Genomic DNA, 14,660 nt, shown 5'->3' on the forward strand with positions numbered 1-14,660 from the left:
CTGGAGAATGCCGTTCGTGGACTTCGATGAGGTGCCGCTGGGCATCGACGCGTCACGCGCGCACCCCGCGCGGCGCTACGACTACTGGCTGGGCGGCAAGGACAACTTCGTGGTGGACCGCGAGTCCGCGAAGATGATCGCCGGGTCGTTCCCCACCATCCGGATGTCGGCCATCGAGAACCGCAGGTATCTGCACCGGGTCGTCCGCTTCCTGGCGGGCGAGGCCGGGATCCGCCAGTTCCTCGATGTCGGCGCGGGCCTGCCGTCGGCGGGCAACGTGCACGAGATCGCCCAGGAGATCGCGCCGGAGAGCTGTGTCGTCTACGTGGACAACGACCCGATCGTGCTCGTGCACGCGCGGGCGCTGCTGCGGAGCACCCCCGAGGGCAGGACGGCCTACCTGCACGCGGACCTGCGCGACCCCGGCACGATCCTGTCGATGCCGGACCTCAAGCGGACCATCGACCTCGACAAGCCCGTCGCGCTGATGCTGCTGGCCGTCCTGCACTTCCTCGACGACGACGAGGAGGCGCACCGCGTCTTCCGGGTGCTGCGCGAGGCGCTCCCGTCCGGCAGTTACATCGCGCTCAGCCACGCCTCGACCGACGACCTCGCCCCCGACGTCGACCTCGCCGAGCGCGAGGAGCTGAACCGGCGCGCGGGCATCCCGTTCCGGCTGCGCCACTCCAGCGAGCTCGCCGAACTGTGCGCGGGCCTGGAACTGGTGGAACCGGGCGTCAGCGCGCTGTCGCTGTGGCGGCCGAACGTGCCGCCGGAGCAGCGGCCGCGGATCGAGAACGTCTGCATGCACGGGCTCGTCGCCCGCGTCCCCTGACCCCGGCCGTCACCAGGTGACGGGCAGCGCGCCGACGCCGTAGACGAACTGCTCGTGCCGGTAGTCCACGCCGTCCGGCGGGACGGCGAGGGCCAGGCGCGGCAGCCGTTCGAAGAGCCGGGGCAGCGCGACGTTCATCTCCAGCCGGGCCAGGGCCGCGCCGACGCACAGGTGCATGCCGTACCCGAACGCGACGTGGTGGCCCTGCGCGCGGCGCGCGTCGAACGCGTCGGGGTCGCCGGTGAAGTGCGCGGCGTCCCGGTTGGCGGCGGCCACCGAGACGATGACGCCCTCCCCCGCGCCGATCGTCACCTCACCGACGCGCACGGGTTCGCGCGCGACCCGCGCCAGGCCGAACTGGATGACCGACAGGTAGCGCAGGAGTTCCTCGGTGACGGCGGCCGCGGCGGCGGGCCCGTCGCGCAGCACGGCGAGCTGCTTCGGCGAGCGCAGCAGCGCGACGGTGCCGAGCGACAGCATGTTGGCCGTCGTCTCGTGCCCGGCGACGAGCAGCAGCCGCGCGACGAGCATCAGCTCCTCCTCGGTCAGCTCCCCCGCCCGGACGCGCGGGGCGAGCCTGCCGAGCAGGTCGTCGGAGGGCGCGGCGACCTTGGCGGCGACGAGGTCGCCCAGGTAGTCGCCGAGAAGCTGGATCGCGGCGACGGCGCGCACCGGGTCGGCGGTGTTGAGCAGCTCCACGCTGCACCGCTGGAAGAACGCGTGGTCGGCGTAGGGCACGCCGAGCAGCCTGCAGATCACCAGGGACGGCAGCGGGAGCGTGAAGTCGGCGACGAGGTCGGCGGGCGGGCCCTGCCCGATCATCCCGTCGAGCAGGCGGTCGGTGAGCGCGACGATGTCGGGCCGCAGCGCGTTGACCCGCCGCACGGTGAACTCGCCGTAGAGCATCCGCCGCATCCTGGCGTGCTCGGCGTCGTCCATCCTGAGGAAGGACAGGGCGCCCTTCACCGGGGGCACCGCAAGCAGCCTCGGGAAAGCCGGATGGGTGTCGTCGGAGCTGAACCTGCGGTCGGCCAGCACGGCGCGCGCGTCGGCGTGCCTGCACACCAGCCACGGGGTGGTGCCGTCGGCCATCCTGACGCGCAGCGGCGGGCCCTCCCGGAACCCGGCGAACTCCTCGGGCGGATCGAGCGGATCGGTGCGCAGCGTCGGCAGGGTCGGCATCTCGTCACGCGGGTCGCCCATCGGCACGTCCTCTCAGCCACCCCGAAGGTAAACCGGCCGCATCCGATCGACAAGACTCTCAAATCGGGAATCCCAAACCTCGATAACCGGAGGTGGCCAGACGACAGGGACCATCGCGATGCGGTATTTTTCCGGTCGATAAGACCGGAAAACTGGGAGGGCGCCGCGGTGGAGACCCACCTGCTCGGGTTCGCCGCCGGGGCGCTCATCTCCGTCGTCACCGCGCCGGTCGGGGTGTCGGGGGCGGTGTTCCTGCTGCCCGTCCAGCTCAGCGTGCTCAACGTGCCGAACCCGGCGGTCACGCCGACCAACCTGCTCTACAACGTGGTGTCCGGGCCCGGCGCGCTGCTGCGGTACCGCAGACGCGGCCAGCTCGGCGGGCCGTTGACGCGGCTGCTCGTCCTCGGGACGCTGCCGGGCGTCGTCGTCGGGGCGATCCTCCGGGTGTTCGCGGTGCCGGGGCCACAGGCGTTCCGCATCCTCGTGGGGGCGTTCCTCCTGCCACTGGGACTGTGGCTCTGCTACCAGACGCTCCGCCCCGCGCGTAAGGGAGGCGCTTCCGGGACGGCACGGGAACCGTCGCCCCGGACGATCACCGGCATGGCGATGGGCGTCGGGGTGATCGGCGGGATCTACGGGATCGGCGGCGGCTCCATCCTCGGGCCGATCCTCGCGGGCCGCGGCATCCCCATGACCAGGGTCGCGCCCGCCGCGCTCGCCTCCACCTTCGTCACGTCGATCGTCGGAGCGCTCACCTACCTTGTGCTGTCGTTCTTCACCTCCGGCGACATCGCGCCGCACTGGACGCTCGGCATCGCCTGCGGGCTCGGCGGGCTCGTCGGCGGCTACCTGGGCGCCCGGCTCCAGCCCCGCATGCCGGAGAAGGCGCTCCGGCTGCTGCTCGGTGTGCTCGCCTGCGCCCTCGCCGTCCTCTACCTGGTGCAGGGCCTGACCTGACGGCCCGCCCGCGCCCCTGACGCGCGCGGGCCCCGCCCCCCGGGGTCGGCTGAAAGGGGGGCGGGGCGGTTCCGGCGCGGGAGCGTCAGACCTCGACGTTCTCCTCGATGCGCTTGAGGTGGTGCCTGGCCAGCGCCAGGTTGGCCCGCCCCCGGTCCAGCGCCGCGTACATGAACAGGCCCTGCCCGCTGCGGCTCCGGAGCGGCCGGATGATGTGGTACTGCTTGTCCAGCGTGATCAGGATGTCCTCGATCGACTCCTTCAGGCCGAGCTGCTCGATCGTGCGCATCTTCGACCTGACGACCTCGGTGTTGCCCGCCGCCGCGATCTGCAGGTCGAGCGCCTTGGAGCTACCGAGCACGCCCAGCGCCATGCCGCTGCTGTAGTCGACGATCGCCGCGCCGAGGGCGCCATCGATCGACATCATCTCCTTGAGCGACTGGTCCAGGTTCGACACTGATGGTCCTTTCGACGGTGGTTTCCGGAACGATGGCGGCGATGGCCCGTGCGACGGGCCTGGCCTCCAGATGGAGCCGACCGAGGGTGACCTCGGGACCGGCCAGGATCGCCAGGGCCGCGCGCGGCCCCGCGGCGTAGATCGCGACGTGTCCGCCGCGGTTGCGGATGACGACCTCCTCGAAGTCGCCGTCCGCGGCGGTGCGGGCGACACGGTCGGACAGGGAGAGCTCGGTGGCGGCCATCGCCGCCATCCCCTCGGGTTCGAGGGAGTCGGGCAGGTCGCTGGCGACGAGGAACCCGTCGCAGGTCGCGACCAGGGAGCCGGTCATGTGCGGCACCCTCAGGCGAAGCGCGTGCAGTTCTCTCCAGATCCGGTCATCACTCATTCCAGCTCCCTCAGCGCGTCGTGCAGCCGCGCCAGCAGTTCGAGATCGGCATGTGCCCATTTCGCCGGGAACGCCCCGTCGCGGGGCTGGGACTCCCAGCGGGGCGCGCCCCCGATCCGGGGGGCGGGCGCCCCGTCTTCCGCTCGGGCTCCCCCGTCGTCGGATCCGGGCGGCCGGACCAGCGCCGAGGCGACCAGGCCCCGGACGGCGAGGACACACCCGAAGCGGGTCCGTCCGAGCTCCCGCGCGAGCCCGGACGGGGTCTTGCGCCCGTCGGCGTTCAGCAGGATCTCCGCCTGGAGACCCGTGAGGATCACCCGCTGGCGGGACACCCTGCGGAGCGGCCGGACGGGCTCGTCATCGGCCAGCGGCGACGGCCACGCCGCGTCCAGCAGGACCCGGCGCCGCCGGATCTCCACGCACAGCGTCACCGGATCCACGGCGAGGCACTCCGGCCAGTAGGGCGCCTTGCCGTCCTCGAAGCGCGGCTCGTGCCCCGAGCGGGCCAGGAAGAACGCGGCGTCGAAGAAGTGGATGAGGGCGTGCGCCTCGAACTCGGCGGCGCCGAGCCGGGCCGGGCTCGCGGGGCCATGCCCGGGGCCCTGGGCGCGCAGCAGCTCCCAGCCCTGCTCGGTCAGCCGCCCGGACGCCGTCAGCAGCTCGCGCAGGCTCGGCGTGTGCGCCGTCTCGGCGTGCACGACGGCGCCGTCGACGAGGTGGAACGCGCCGTCGTCGCCGAGCGAGAGGGTGCCGGTGGCACCCGCCTCCGCGAGGCTCTCCAGGCGCGCGCGGACCGTCCTCATCCGGCCGCCAGGTCGCGCAGCACGTCCCGCAGCCGGTGCCGGGCCAGCGCGACGTTGCCCCGGCTGCGGTCCAGCACCACGTGCAGGCACAGCCGGGCGTCGGTGGCGGTGGTGACGAGCGCCAGCAGGTGGTGGCCCGCCGCGCCCGTGACGGTGATCTCCTCGATCTCGTCGCCGGTGGCGGCCGCGGCGAACGCGGGCTCGGCCAGCACCATCCGGACCAGGTCGGCGGCGCCCGCCGCCCGCTCGGCCGCCTCGTCGGCGGTCATGCCCGCCGACGCGACCGCGAGGCCGGTGGCGGCGTCGAGGAGGGTCGCGGCGCGCACCCCGGGGATCGCCATGACGAGCGTCAGGCAGTCCTCCATCGCCGGCACCGCACCCCCCTTGGTGATCACCACCGAGAATTTCGGAAATCTCGGAGTGATCGGAGGCTATCGGCGCGGAACCGGCGAACTCCCGCCTTCACCGTCAACCGTTATGAGGTACCAACAAGTACATTTCTCCCGGTAGGGGCGGGTTCAAGGATCGTACGCCGGGGTGGAACGACCCTCATCCGATGAGGTCGATAAGGTCCGCCACCGAGTCGACGATCCGTGACGGACGGTAGGGGAACCGTTCCACCTCGTGCCGCCTGGTCACCCCGGTGAGCACGAGCACCGTCTCCAGGCCCGCCTCCATGCCCGCGACGACGTCGGTGTCCATCCGGTCGCCGATCATCGCGGTGGCCTCGCTGTGCCCGTCCACCTGGCGGATGGCGCTGCGCATCATCAGCGGGTTCGGCTTGCCGACGAAGTACGGCTCCACCCCCGTCGCCCTGGTGATCATCGCGGCGACGGCGCCGCACGCGGGCAGCGAGCCGTCCTGGGACGGGCCGATCGGGTCGGGGTTGGTCGCGATGAACCGGGCGCCCCGCTCGATCAGCCGCACCGCGCGGGTGATCTGGTCGAAGCTGTAGTTCCGTGTCTCGCCCAGCACCACGTACTCCGGGTCGAGGTCGGTGAGGATGTAGCCGACCTCGTGCAGCGCCGTGGTCAGCCCCGACTCGCCGATCACGTACGCGGTGCCGTGCGGCCGCTGGTCGGTGAGGAACTTGGCGGTGGCCAGCGCCGACGTCCAGATCATCTCCGGCTTGATGTCGAGCCCGGCGGCGGCCAGCCGGGCCGACAGGTCGCGCGGGGTGTAGATGGAGTTGTTGGTGAGGACCAGGAGGCGCTTGCCCGCCCCCAGGACCTTCGCGATGAAGGCGTCCGCCCCCGGCACGGGCTTCCCCTCGTGCACGAGGACCCCGTCCATGTCCGACAGCCAGCACTCGATGGGCTTACGCTCGCTCATGCCCGCATTCTCGCAGCTCACCGATCATGCCGACAATGCGCTAACCCCCGCCCGACCCCTCCCCCGCCCGCCGGACCGAACCGGGCAGCTCCCCCAGGCGACGCGGTCGGTGGGCCGCGTGCGTTTCAGGGAACGCCCAGAAGGCGCAGCCCCGCGGTAACACCCGCGGCGGCCAGCACCACGACGACAAAGGACGCCCTGCGCCAGGCGAGGACGGCCGCGACCGCGACGCCGGTGGGCCGCGCCCAGCCCGCGAAGTGCTGGCCCTCGGCAAGAGCCGAGGTGGCGGCCAACGCCACCAGCAGCACCACGGCGACGGCGGCCAGCGGAGCCCGCAGCCGCTCCAGGTCGAACCTGCGGGCGGCGAGCGGCCCCGCGAGGCGAAAGGCATAGGTACCCACGGCGAGCACAAGCACGGCGAGCAGCGGCATGACGGACTCCTTCAAGGCACACCGGACTGTGTCTGATCGGCCCTGGGCTGTGTTTGATCGGGCCCAGGGGCAGCCACTTCACGACCCCGACTCCGTCGGAAGCGCCCACCCCTGGGGCCGTCGTGGGCCAGGAGGGGCAGGGCGGCGGCGAGCGCGAGCAGTACCGGTACGCCGGGGGGCAGGAACGGGACGGCGGCGAGCGCCAGCAGGGTGCCCGCCAGGGCGGCGAGCCGGACCCGGCGTTCGGTGAGCGCGGGCATGATGAGGGCCAGCAGCACGGCGGGGAACGCGGCGTCGAGGCCGAGCGCGTTCACGTCCTCCAGCACGCTTCCGGCGTACGCGCCGACGAGGACCGACAGGTTCCAGACGACGAACAGGGCGATCCCGCACACCCAGTAGGCCAGGCGGCGCTGCCGGGCGTCCTCGTGCCGGAAGGTGAACGCGGCCGTCTCGTCGGTGAGGAGCTGGGCGCCCAGCAGCCGCCGCCACCACGGGCCCTCGTACACGTCGGCGACGGCGAGGCCGAACGGCAGCAGCCGCGCGTTGAGCACGAGGCCGGTGACCACCGCGGTGGCGGCGCCGCCCCCGGCGAGCACGATGCCCAGCGCGGCGAACTGGGCGCCCCCGGCGAACACCAGCACCGACATCACGACCGGCACCCAGAGCGGGATCCCGCCCGCGAGCGCGATCGCACCGAAGGACACCCCGACCAGGGCGTCGGCGACGCACACCAAGCCGATGTCGCGGAGCGTGCCGCGATCCATCGTCCGCCATATCGAACGCATGTCCACTAGAATGAACAACGCCGAGCCGTTCGTCAAATCGAACGGGAAGACCGCCACGGCGAACGCGCGCCGAGCGCGTCCCCGAGCGCCGGGCGACACCGAGGAGCCGACGATCAGCGAGCCAGCCGACATCATCACGACCATCGCCGCCTCGCTGCGCCGCGAGCGCGAACGCGCGGGCCTGTCCCTCGCCGAGCTCGCCCGGCGCGCCAGACTCGCCAAGTCCACGCTCTCCCAGCTGGAGTCGGGCGCCGGGAACCCGAGCGTGGAGACGCTGTGGGCGCTCAGCCTCGCGCTTGAGGTGCCGTTCAGCAGGCTGGTCGAACCGCCGCTGCCCGACGTCCACGTGATCCGCGCCGAGGAGGCCGCCTACACCAGGTCCGAGGAGGCGCCCTACCGCGTCGCCCTGCTGTCGCCCTGCCCGCCCGGCGCGCGGCGCGACGTGTACCGCGTGCTGGCCGAGCCCGGCGCGGCGCGGGTCACCACCACCCCGCACCAGGCGGGCGTGCGCGAACACGTCGTCCTCTGCACGGGCCGCGCGCTCGTCGGGCCGCTCGACGCGGCGGTCGAGCTGGGCCCCGGTGACTACGCGGCCTACCCCGGCGACATCCCGCACCTGTTCCGGGCGCTGGAGGCGGGCACGGCCGCGGTGATGGTCATCGAGCACCGCTGACGCCGGGTTTCAGCCCCGACGACGACAGGTAGGAAATCGACTACCGAGAGTCGTCACCGTCCGGTCCGCGCCCGGACGGACGCGCCGGACGTGCCGGAGGGGGCGCCGTGGAGGGCAACGAGATCCGCAGCCTGCTGCACCCGTTCCTGCTCCTGCTCATCTACGAGCGGCCCGGCCACGGCTACGAGCTGATCGAGCGGCTCTCCCGGCTCGGCGTGCCCGACGTCGAGCCCGGCCACGCCTACCGGCTGCTGCGCGGCATGGAGCGCACCAGGCTCCTCACCTCCAGCTGGGAGGCGTCCGACAACGGCCCCGCCCGCCGCCGCTACGAGCTCACCCCCGAGGGCCTCGCCGACCTCGAGTCCTGGATCCCGCGCCTCGCCGGATTCGGCCAGATCCTCGACTCCTGCCTGGCCCGCTGGTTCCGCGCCTCCGGCCTCACCGAACGGACCCGCTGACATGCCCGCCCCCACCCCGAAGGCCCAGCCGACACCCCCACCCGTCACTCACGGGCCCGGCCCCGGTGCGCCGCCCAACACGGTCAACACGATCAAGGACGAACGGGCACGCCTAGGGGCACCCGACACCGTCGAGGACGGGGTGGAGCGGGTCTGGGAGCTGGTCGGGGAGCGGGCGGAGGCGGGGCGGGCGCTGGGGCGGGACGCGGCGCGGCTGGCGCTGGTGTGCCGGGCGATGGCCGAGCGGTTCCGGCGCGGGGGCACGCTGCTGGCGTTCGGCGACGGGCTCGCGGCGGCGGACGCGGCGCACATCGCCGTCGAGTTCACCCATCCGGTGATCGTGGGGAAGCGGGCGCTGCCCGCGGTGTCGCTGCACGCGGACGCGTCGGTGCTGGGGGCCGCGGCGGCGCGCGGGCCGCACGAGGCGCTGGCCGCGCGGCTGCGGCCGCTGGTCGGGCGGCGGGACATCGCGCTCGGCCTCTCGCCGGACGGCGAGAGCCAGGCCGTCCTGCGCTGCCTCGCCGCCGCCCGGGACGCGGGCGCGCTGACCGTCGCCCTCGTCGGCGCCGAGGGCGGCGCCGCGGTCGAGGCGGCCGACCACGTGCTCACCGCGGCGTCCACCGACCCGCTCGTGGCCCGCGAGATCCACGTCACCGCCTATCACGTGCTCTGGGAGCTGGTGCACGTGTTCCTCGAAGGGCAGGACACCCCATGACCGACCCGGCCGCGCACTGCGCCGGCGAGACCTGCGTCACCTGCTCCGACACCGCCGTCGCGGTCCGCGTCCGTGAACTCCGCCCCGGCGGCCTCGCCCTCGTGGACACCGAGGCGGGCCCCGAGGAGATCAGCGTGGCCCTCGTCGACGCCCGCCCCGGCGACACCGTCCTCGTGCACGCCAAGGAGGCCATCGCCCTCCTCACCACCCCGCCGAACGAAAGCGAAGGGGGTGAGGCGCGATGAGCGGGGTCGAGGCGCTGTATCCGTTCCTGTACTCGGGGGCGAAAGGGGGTGATGAGGCGCTGGTGGCGGACGTCGAGCGGTCGACGGCGGAGAAGGCCGCCGAGGCGGCCGCGCTGCGGGCGTCGCTGGCGGAGCGGTTCGCTTCCGCGCTGGTGGGTTGTGCGGAGGCCGTCGCGGCAGCCCTGGAGGAGGGCGGGCGGCTGCTCGCGTTCGGGAACGGCGGGAGCGCCACGGACGCGCAGGCGTTCACCACGCTGCTCGCGGCTCCCCCGCCGCCGCTGCCCCCGCTGCCCGCGCTCGCGCTGGCGCAGGACACGGCGGCGCTGACGGCGCTCGCCAACGACGTCGGCTACGAGGTGGTGTTCGCCCGGCAGATCGCGGCGCTGGGCCGTCCCGGCGACGTGGCCGTGGCGTTCTCGACGAGCGGCGGGTCCGCGAACGTGCTGCGCGGCCTCACGGAGGCGGGCCGGCGCGGCCTGGTGACGGTCGGCTTCGCCGGGTACGACGGCGGCCCGATGGCCGCCCCCGGCGTCGTGGACCACCTGTTCGTCGTCCCGTCCTCCTCGGTCCACCGCGTCCAGGAGGCACAGACGACCCTGTACCACGTCCTGGGCACCCTCATCCGCGACCGCCTCGACGTCTCGGCCACGGCACCCGGAGACGACGTGCCGGACGGGGTCGGGACGGGTGGGCCGGAGGCCGCCGGGTGACGGGGGCGCGGGCCCGGGTGCGGATCCGGGTGGAGGGGATCGTGCAGGGCGTCGGGTTCCGGCCGTTCGTGCACGAACTCGCCGGACGGCATGGGATCGCCGGTTTTGTCGGCAACGACGCCGAAGGTGTGTTCGCCGAGGCGGAGGGCGAACCCGGCCCGCTCGACGCGTTCGTCGCCGACCTCAACCGGTGCGCGCCGCCCCTCGCCGTCGTCGAACGGGTCGTCGCGATCCCCGCCGAACCGGTCGGAACACTCGGGTTCGCCATCGTGCCGAGCACGTCGAGCACGCCGGGCAAGGCGAGGTCGGCCCTGGTGTCGCCCGACACCGCGACCTGCGCGGACTGCCTGCGCGAGATGGCCGATCCGGCCGACCGGCGGCACGGGTACCCGTTCACCAACTGCACCGCCTGCGGCCCCCGCTACACGATCACCACCGACGTTCCCTACGACCGCCCCAATACGACGATGCGGGACTTCGCCCTGTGCGCGGACTGCGCGCGTGAGTACGCGGACCCCGCCGACCGCCGCTTCCACGCGCAGCCCGTCTGCTGCCCCGCGTGCGGCCCCTCCCTCAGCTTCCTGGACGCCGAAGGCAAGCCCCTCGAAGGCGACCCCCTGGAGACGGCTGCCTCCTGGCTGCGCGCAGGCAGGATCCTCGCCATCAAGGGGCTCGGCGGCTATCACCTTGCGGTCCTCGCCTCGGACGGGCCCGCCGTGGCCCGTCTCCGGGAGCGCAAGCGGCGCGAGGAGAAGCCGTTCGCCGTCATGGCGCCGAGCCTGGCGGCGGCCCGGACGCTCGTGGAGATCGACGACGCCGCCGCTGCCGTGCTCACCGGCCCGCGCCGTCCCATCGTGCTGCTCCCCCGGCTGCCCGGCGCCGGGGTCGCGGAAGAGGTGGCGCCCGGAGCGCCGGAACTGGGCGTCCTGCTGCCCTACACGCCGCTGCACCATCTGCTGGCCGCGCGGGTGGCCGCGCCGTTCGTGCTGACCAGCGGCAACCTCTCCGACGAGCCGATCGAGCACAACGACGAGGCGGCGCTCGCCCGGCTGGGCCCGCTCGCCGACGCGCTCCTCACCCACGACCGCCCGATCCACGCGCGCGCCGACGACTCGGTGGTACGCCTCGTCAGAGGCCGGGAGGTGCCTTTGCGGCGCTCGCGCGGCAGCGCCCCCGCCCCGCTGACGACGCACCGTCCCTTCGCGCGGCCCGTCCTCGCGTGCGGGCCCGAGCTGAAGAACACCTTCTGCCTCGCGCGGGGCTCACGCGCGTTCGTCTCCCCACACGTCGGCGACCTGGAGAACCACGCGACGCTGACCGCCTACGCCCAGGGGATAGCGCGCTACAGGCGGCTGTTCGGGATCTCGCCGGAGGTCGTCGCGCACGACCTGCATCCGGAGTACCTGTCCACGAAGTACGCGCTGGAGCTGGCCGAAGCCGAGGGACTGGAGCTCGTCGGGGTGCAGCACCACCACGCCCACGTCGTGTCGTGCCTCGCCGACAACGGCGTGGCCGGGCCCGTCCTCGGGATCGCGTTCGACGGGCTCGGCTACGGCCCGGACGGCACCCTGTGGGGCGGCGAGGTCCTCGTCGCGGACGCGGCGGGCTACCGGCGCGCGGCCCATCTCGCGCCCGTCCCGATGCCGGGCGGCGCGGCGGCGATCCGCGAGCCCTGGCGCATGGCCGCCGCGTACCTGGACGCCGCCTACGCCGGAGACGTCCCCGAGCTGCCCCTCATGGCCCGGCACGCCGACCGCTGGTCCGCCGTGACGTCGCTGGCCCGCTCCGGCACGCACGCCCCGCTCACGTCCAGCGCGGGCCGTCTCTTCGACGCCGTCGCCGCCCTCGCCGGGCTCCGCGACACCGTCCGCCACGAGGGCCAGGCCGCCATCGCCCTCCAACACGCCGCCGACCCCTCGGAGCCCGGCTCCTACCCCATCGACATCTCCGACGGCGACCCCATGGTCCTCTCCTGCGCCCCCCTGATCCGCGCCGTCACCGACGACATCCGCAGGTCCACCCCGCCCCCCGTCATCGCCGCCCGCTTCCACAACGCCCTGGCAGAAGCCGTCCTCACCACCGCCAGAACCCTCCGCTCCCGCACCGGCCTCACCACCACCGCCCTCACCGGCGGCGTCTTCCAGAACCCCCTCCTCCTCACCACCCTCACGACCGCCCTGGAAACCTCCGGCTTCCACGTCCTCCTCCACCACAGAGTCCCGCCCAACGACGGCGGCCTCTCCCTAGGCCAAGCCGTCATAGCCGCAGCTCACGCCTGACCTCCCATGGCACCGCTCCGCAGGCCGAGCCGCCGTAGCAGCCGCCCATCCACGGCTCCGGTCGCCAGGGCCAGGCAGTCGTAGCCGCCACGCGCCCCTGACCTCTCGGGGGCCGCGTTTCCCGGGGCGGGCCGTCATGGCCGCCCGGCGCCTCTGGCTTCCCGTGGCAGCCGATCCGTCAGCAGATTCGGGGGAGGGGGTCGCCTACCAGGACGTCGACTATTCGGGTGCCGCCGAAGGTGGTGTTGAGGAGGACCAGGGCGGAGGGGTCCTCGGTCACCCGGCCTATCTGGGTGGCGTCGGCGGAGAGGGGGTGGGAGCGGAGGGCGGTCAGGGCGGTTTCGGCGGCGGTAGCGGAGACGACAGCTACGAAGCGGCCCTCGCAGGCCACGTAGAGGGGGTCGATGCCCAGAAGTTCACAGGCGCCCGCGACGGGGGGCTGGACCGGGACGGCCGGTTCGTCGACGGTGATCGTCAGACCGGCGGCCCTGGCGATCTCGTTGAGGACGGTGGCGACGCCGCCGCGCGTCGCGTCGCGCATCACGCGGACGCCGTCCGGGACGGCGTCGAGCAGCGCCGCGACGGGCCCGTTCAGGGGCGCGGTGTCGGAGCCGAGGTCGGCGGCGAGGTCGAGTTCACCGCGCGCGAGCATGATGGTGACGCCGTGCTCGCCGATCGGCCCGGACACCAGGATCGCGTCGCCGGGCCGTACCGCGCCGGGGCCGAACGTGCCCGGCCGGTCCAGCACCCCGACCCCGGCGGTGGTGATGTAGCACCCGTCGCCCTTGCCCCGCTGGACGACCTTCGTGTCACCCGTCACGATCGCGACCCCCGCGCGCGCGGCGGCCTCGCCCATCGACGTGGCGATCCGCCGCAGGTCCGCCACCGGAAACCCCTCCTCCAGGACAAAAGCGGCGGACAGGTGCGACGGCCGTGCCCCGGACACCGCCAGGTCGTTGACCGTCCCGTTCACCGCGAGGTCCCCGATGTCGCCGCCGGGGAAGAACACCGGCGACACGACGAAGGAGTCCGTCGTCATGACCAGGCGCGGCCCGCCCGTCCCGAGAGCGACGACGGCGCCGTCCCCCAGCGCCTCCAGGGCCGGGTTGGCGAAGGCGGTGACGAACACGTCGTCCACAAGGGTCTGGGTGGCCTTGCCGCCCGCCCCGTGCGCGAGCGTGATCCGCTCCTCGCGGACCTTCGGGGCGCGGCGCCGGGCGCGGGCGATCCGGTCGAGGACCTGCTGTTCGGTGGTCATGCGTGGGTCGCCTCCCGGACGCGGTCCCTGGTGAACCGCCCGTAGTTGTAGTAGGCGGCGCAGGCCCCTTCGGAGGAGACCATGCACGTGCCGATGGGTGTCTCCGGGGTGCAGGCGGTGCCGAACACCTTGCACTCCCACGGCTTGATGACGCCCTTGAGGACCTCGCCGCACTGGCACGCCTTGGGGTCGGCGACCCGGATGCCGGGCAGCGCGAACACCTTCTCGGCGTCGTGCGCGGCGTACTCGTCGCGCAGCCGGAGCGCGGAGTGGGAGATGAAGCCGAGGCCGCGCCACTCGAAGTGCGGCCGCAGCTCCATGGTCGTGGCGATGGCCTCCAGCGCGCGTGTGTTGCCCTCCCACGGGACGACGCGCGTGTACTGGTTCTCCACCTCGCACCGGCCGTCCGTGAGCTGCTGGAGCAGCATGGCGACGGATTGCAGCAGGTCGAGCGGCTCGAACCCCGCGCAGACGAGCGGCCTGCCGTACCGCTCGGCGATGAACTCGTAAGGCCGACAGCCGATGACTGTCGAGACGTGGCCGGGCCCGAGGAACCCGTCGAGCCGCAGGTCCGGCGAGTCGAGGATCGCCTTGATCGCCGGAATGATGGTGACGTGGTTGCAGAAGACCGAGAAGTTGGCGATCCCCTCGGCGGCGGCCCGCAGCACCGTGACGGCCGTGGACGGCGCGGTCGTCTCGAATCCGATGGCCATGAACACCACACGCCGGTCCGGGTTCTCCCGGGCGATCTTGAGCGCGTCCAGCGGCGAGTAGACCATCCGGATGTCCGCGCCCTCGGCCTTCGCGTCCAGGAACGAGCCCGTGCCTCCGGGCACCCGCAGCATGTCGCCGAACGAGGTGAGGATGACGTCCGGCTCATGGGCGATCGCGATGGCGTCGTCCACCCGGCCCATCGGGATGACGCACACCGGGCAGCCGGGCCCGTGGACCAGCTCGACGGCCTCGGGCAGGTGGTCTTCGATCCCGTGCTTGTAGATGGTGTGGGTGTGGCCGCCGCACACCTCCATGAACTTGTAGTGCCTGCCGGGTTCGCACAGCGCGGCGATCCGCCCCGACAGCGCCCGTGCCTTGTCCGCGTCGCGGTACTCGTCGACGAACCGCATGCCCCCG

18 protein-coding genes are annotated in these 14,660 nt (G+C 73.3%); 8 read left to right on the plus strand and 10 right to left on the minus strand.

The features are described 5' to 3' along the window. The first annotated feature begins 7 nt into the window (after positions 1 to 7). A complete protein-coding gene (locus LO762_RS11900; RefSeq protein WP_230614660.1) occupies positions 8 to 835 on the plus strand; it encodes an SAM-dependent methyltransferase in 828 nt (275 codons plus the stop codon). A 9-nt stretch (positions 836 to 844) separates the two neighbouring features. On the opposite strand, the gene LO762_RS11905 is transcribed toward LO762_RS11900, so the two are convergent. Then, the gene (locus LO762_RS11905; protein WP_230614661.1) at positions 845 to 2,038 is read right to left on the minus strand and encodes a cytochrome P450; all 1,194 of its coding nucleotides are present in this window, start codon (positions 2,036 to 2,038) and stop codon (positions 845 to 847) included. Between the two features lie 168 nt (positions 2,039 to 2,206). Here LO762_RS11905 and LO762_RS11910 point away from each other — a divergent pair, with 168 nt between their 5' ends. Then, positions 2,207 to 2,995 (plus strand): sulfite exporter TauE/SafE family protein, encoded by a 789-nt coding sequence (locus LO762_RS11910; protein ID WP_230614662.1) that lies wholly within the window; start codon positions 2,207 to 2,209, stop codon positions 2,993 to 2,995. 85 nt (positions 2,996 to 3,080) lie between these two features. Here LO762_RS11910 and LO762_RS11915 read toward each other — a convergent pair whose 3' ends face one another. The 7 genes from LO762_RS11915 to LO762_RS11945 form a co-directional block, all read right to left on the minus strand. Further along, complete coding sequence (locus tag LO762_RS11915; RefSeq protein WP_255685613.1) at positions 3,081 to 3,422, minus strand: hypothetical protein; 342 nt, start codon at positions 3,420 to 3,422, stop codon at positions 3,081 to 3,083. Then, on the minus strand, positions 3,346 to 3,840 hold the full coding sequence (locus LO762_RS11920) for a roadblock/LC7 domain-containing protein (protein WP_230614664.1): 495 nt from the start codon (positions 3,838 to 3,840) through the stop codon (positions 3,346 to 3,348). The genes LO762_RS11915 and LO762_RS11920 overlap by 77 nt, the downstream gene beginning before the upstream one ends. After that, the gene (locus LO762_RS11925; protein ID WP_230614665.1) at positions 3,837 to 4,643 is read right to left on the minus strand and encodes a hypothetical protein; all 807 of its coding nucleotides are present in this window, start codon (positions 4,641 to 4,643) and stop codon (positions 3,837 to 3,839) included. Before LO762_RS11925 ends, LO762_RS11920 begins: the two co-directional genes overlap by 4 nt. Beyond that, positions 4,640 to 5,038 carry a hypothetical protein gene (locus LO762_RS11930; protein ID WP_230614666.1) on the minus strand — a complete coding sequence of 133 codons (399 nt, stop codon included), beginning with the start codon at positions 5,036 to 5,038 and terminating at the stop codon, positions 4,640 to 4,642. Before LO762_RS11930 ends, LO762_RS11925 begins: the two co-directional genes overlap by 4 nt. A 154-nt stretch (positions 5,039 to 5,192) precedes the next feature. After that, on the minus strand, positions 5,193 to 5,975 hold the full coding sequence (locus LO762_RS11935) for an HAD-IIA family hydrolase (RefSeq protein WP_230614667.1): 783 nt from the start codon (positions 5,973 to 5,975) through the stop codon (positions 5,193 to 5,195). Between the two features lie 125 nt (positions 5,976 to 6,100). Continuing rightward, positions 6,101 to 6,406: an AzlD domain-containing protein gene (locus LO762_RS11940; protein ID WP_230614668.1), complete on the minus strand. Its 306-nt coding sequence runs from the start codon at positions 6,404 to 6,406 to the stop codon at positions 6,101 to 6,103. Positions 6,407 to 6,417: 11 nt separating this feature from the next. Continuing rightward, positions 6,418 to 7,191, minus strand: coding sequence for an AzlC family ABC transporter permease (locus LO762_RS11945; RefSeq protein ID WP_230614669.1), 774 nt, complete (start codon positions 7,189 to 7,191; stop codon positions 6,418 to 6,420). Between LO762_RS11945 and LO762_RS11950 the strand changes: the two genes are divergently transcribed. The 6 genes from LO762_RS11950 (at position 7,190) to hypF (ending at position 12,271) form a co-directional block, all read left to right on the plus strand. After that, the gene (locus tag LO762_RS11950) at positions 7,190 to 7,864 is read left to right on the plus strand and encodes a helix-turn-helix domain-containing protein (RefSeq protein WP_230614670.1); all 675 of its coding nucleotides are present in this window, start codon (positions 7,190 to 7,192) and stop codon (positions 7,862 to 7,864) included. The genes LO762_RS11945 and LO762_RS11950 overlap by 2 nt on opposite strands. Positions 7,865 to 7,971: 107 nt before the next feature. Beyond that, a complete protein-coding gene (locus LO762_RS11955) occupies positions 7,972 to 8,322 on the plus strand; it encodes a helix-turn-helix transcriptional regulator (protein ID WP_230614671.1) in 351 nt (116 codons plus the stop codon). A gap of 1 nt (position 8,323) precedes the next feature. Beyond that, positions 8,324 to 9,037 carry an SIS domain-containing protein gene (locus LO762_RS11960; RefSeq protein WP_230614672.1) on the plus strand — a complete coding sequence of 238 codons (714 nt, stop codon included), beginning with the start codon at positions 8,324 to 8,326 and terminating at the stop codon, positions 9,035 to 9,037. Further along, positions 9,034 to 9,282 (plus strand): HypC/HybG/HupF family hydrogenase formation chaperone, encoded by a 249-nt coding sequence (locus LO762_RS11965; RefSeq protein ID WP_230614673.1) that lies wholly within the window; start codon positions 9,034 to 9,036, stop codon positions 9,280 to 9,282. The genes LO762_RS11960 and LO762_RS11965 overlap by 4 nt, the downstream gene beginning before the upstream one ends. Then, the gene (locus LO762_RS11970) at positions 9,279 to 9,992 is read left to right on the plus strand and encodes an SIS domain-containing protein (RefSeq protein WP_230614674.1); all 714 of its coding nucleotides are present in this window, start codon (positions 9,279 to 9,281) and stop codon (positions 9,990 to 9,992) included. Before LO762_RS11965 ends, LO762_RS11970 begins: the two co-directional genes overlap by 4 nt. Beyond that, a complete protein-coding gene (gene hypF, locus LO762_RS11975) occupies positions 9,989 to 12,271 on the plus strand; it encodes a carbamoyltransferase HypF (RefSeq protein ID WP_230614675.1) in 2,283 nt (760 codons plus the stop codon). Before LO762_RS11970 ends, hypF begins: the two co-directional genes overlap by 4 nt. 178 nt (positions 12,272 to 12,449) lie before the next feature. On the opposite strand, the gene hypE is transcribed toward hypF, so the two are convergent. Both hypE and hypD read right to left on the minus strand, forming a co-directional pair. Further along, the gene (gene hypE / locus LO762_RS11980; RefSeq protein WP_230614676.1) at positions 12,450 to 13,529 is read right to left on the minus strand and encodes a hydrogenase expression/formation protein HypE; all 1,080 of its coding nucleotides are present in this window, start codon (positions 13,527 to 13,529) and stop codon (positions 12,450 to 12,452) included. After that, the gene (gene hypD, locus LO762_RS11985; RefSeq protein WP_230614677.1) at positions 13,526 to 14,653 is read right to left on the minus strand and encodes a hydrogenase formation protein HypD; all 1,128 of its coding nucleotides are present in this window, start codon (positions 14,651 to 14,653) and stop codon (positions 13,526 to 13,528) included. The genes hypE and hypD overlap by 4 nt, the downstream gene beginning before the upstream one ends. Positions 14,654 to 14,660 lie beyond the last annotated feature (7 nt).

Origin of the sequence: Actinocorallia sp. API 0066, assembly GCF_020991275.1 — a bacterium.
GTDB lineage: Bacteria > Actinomycetota > Actinomycetes > Streptosporangiales > Streptosporangiaceae > Actinocorallia.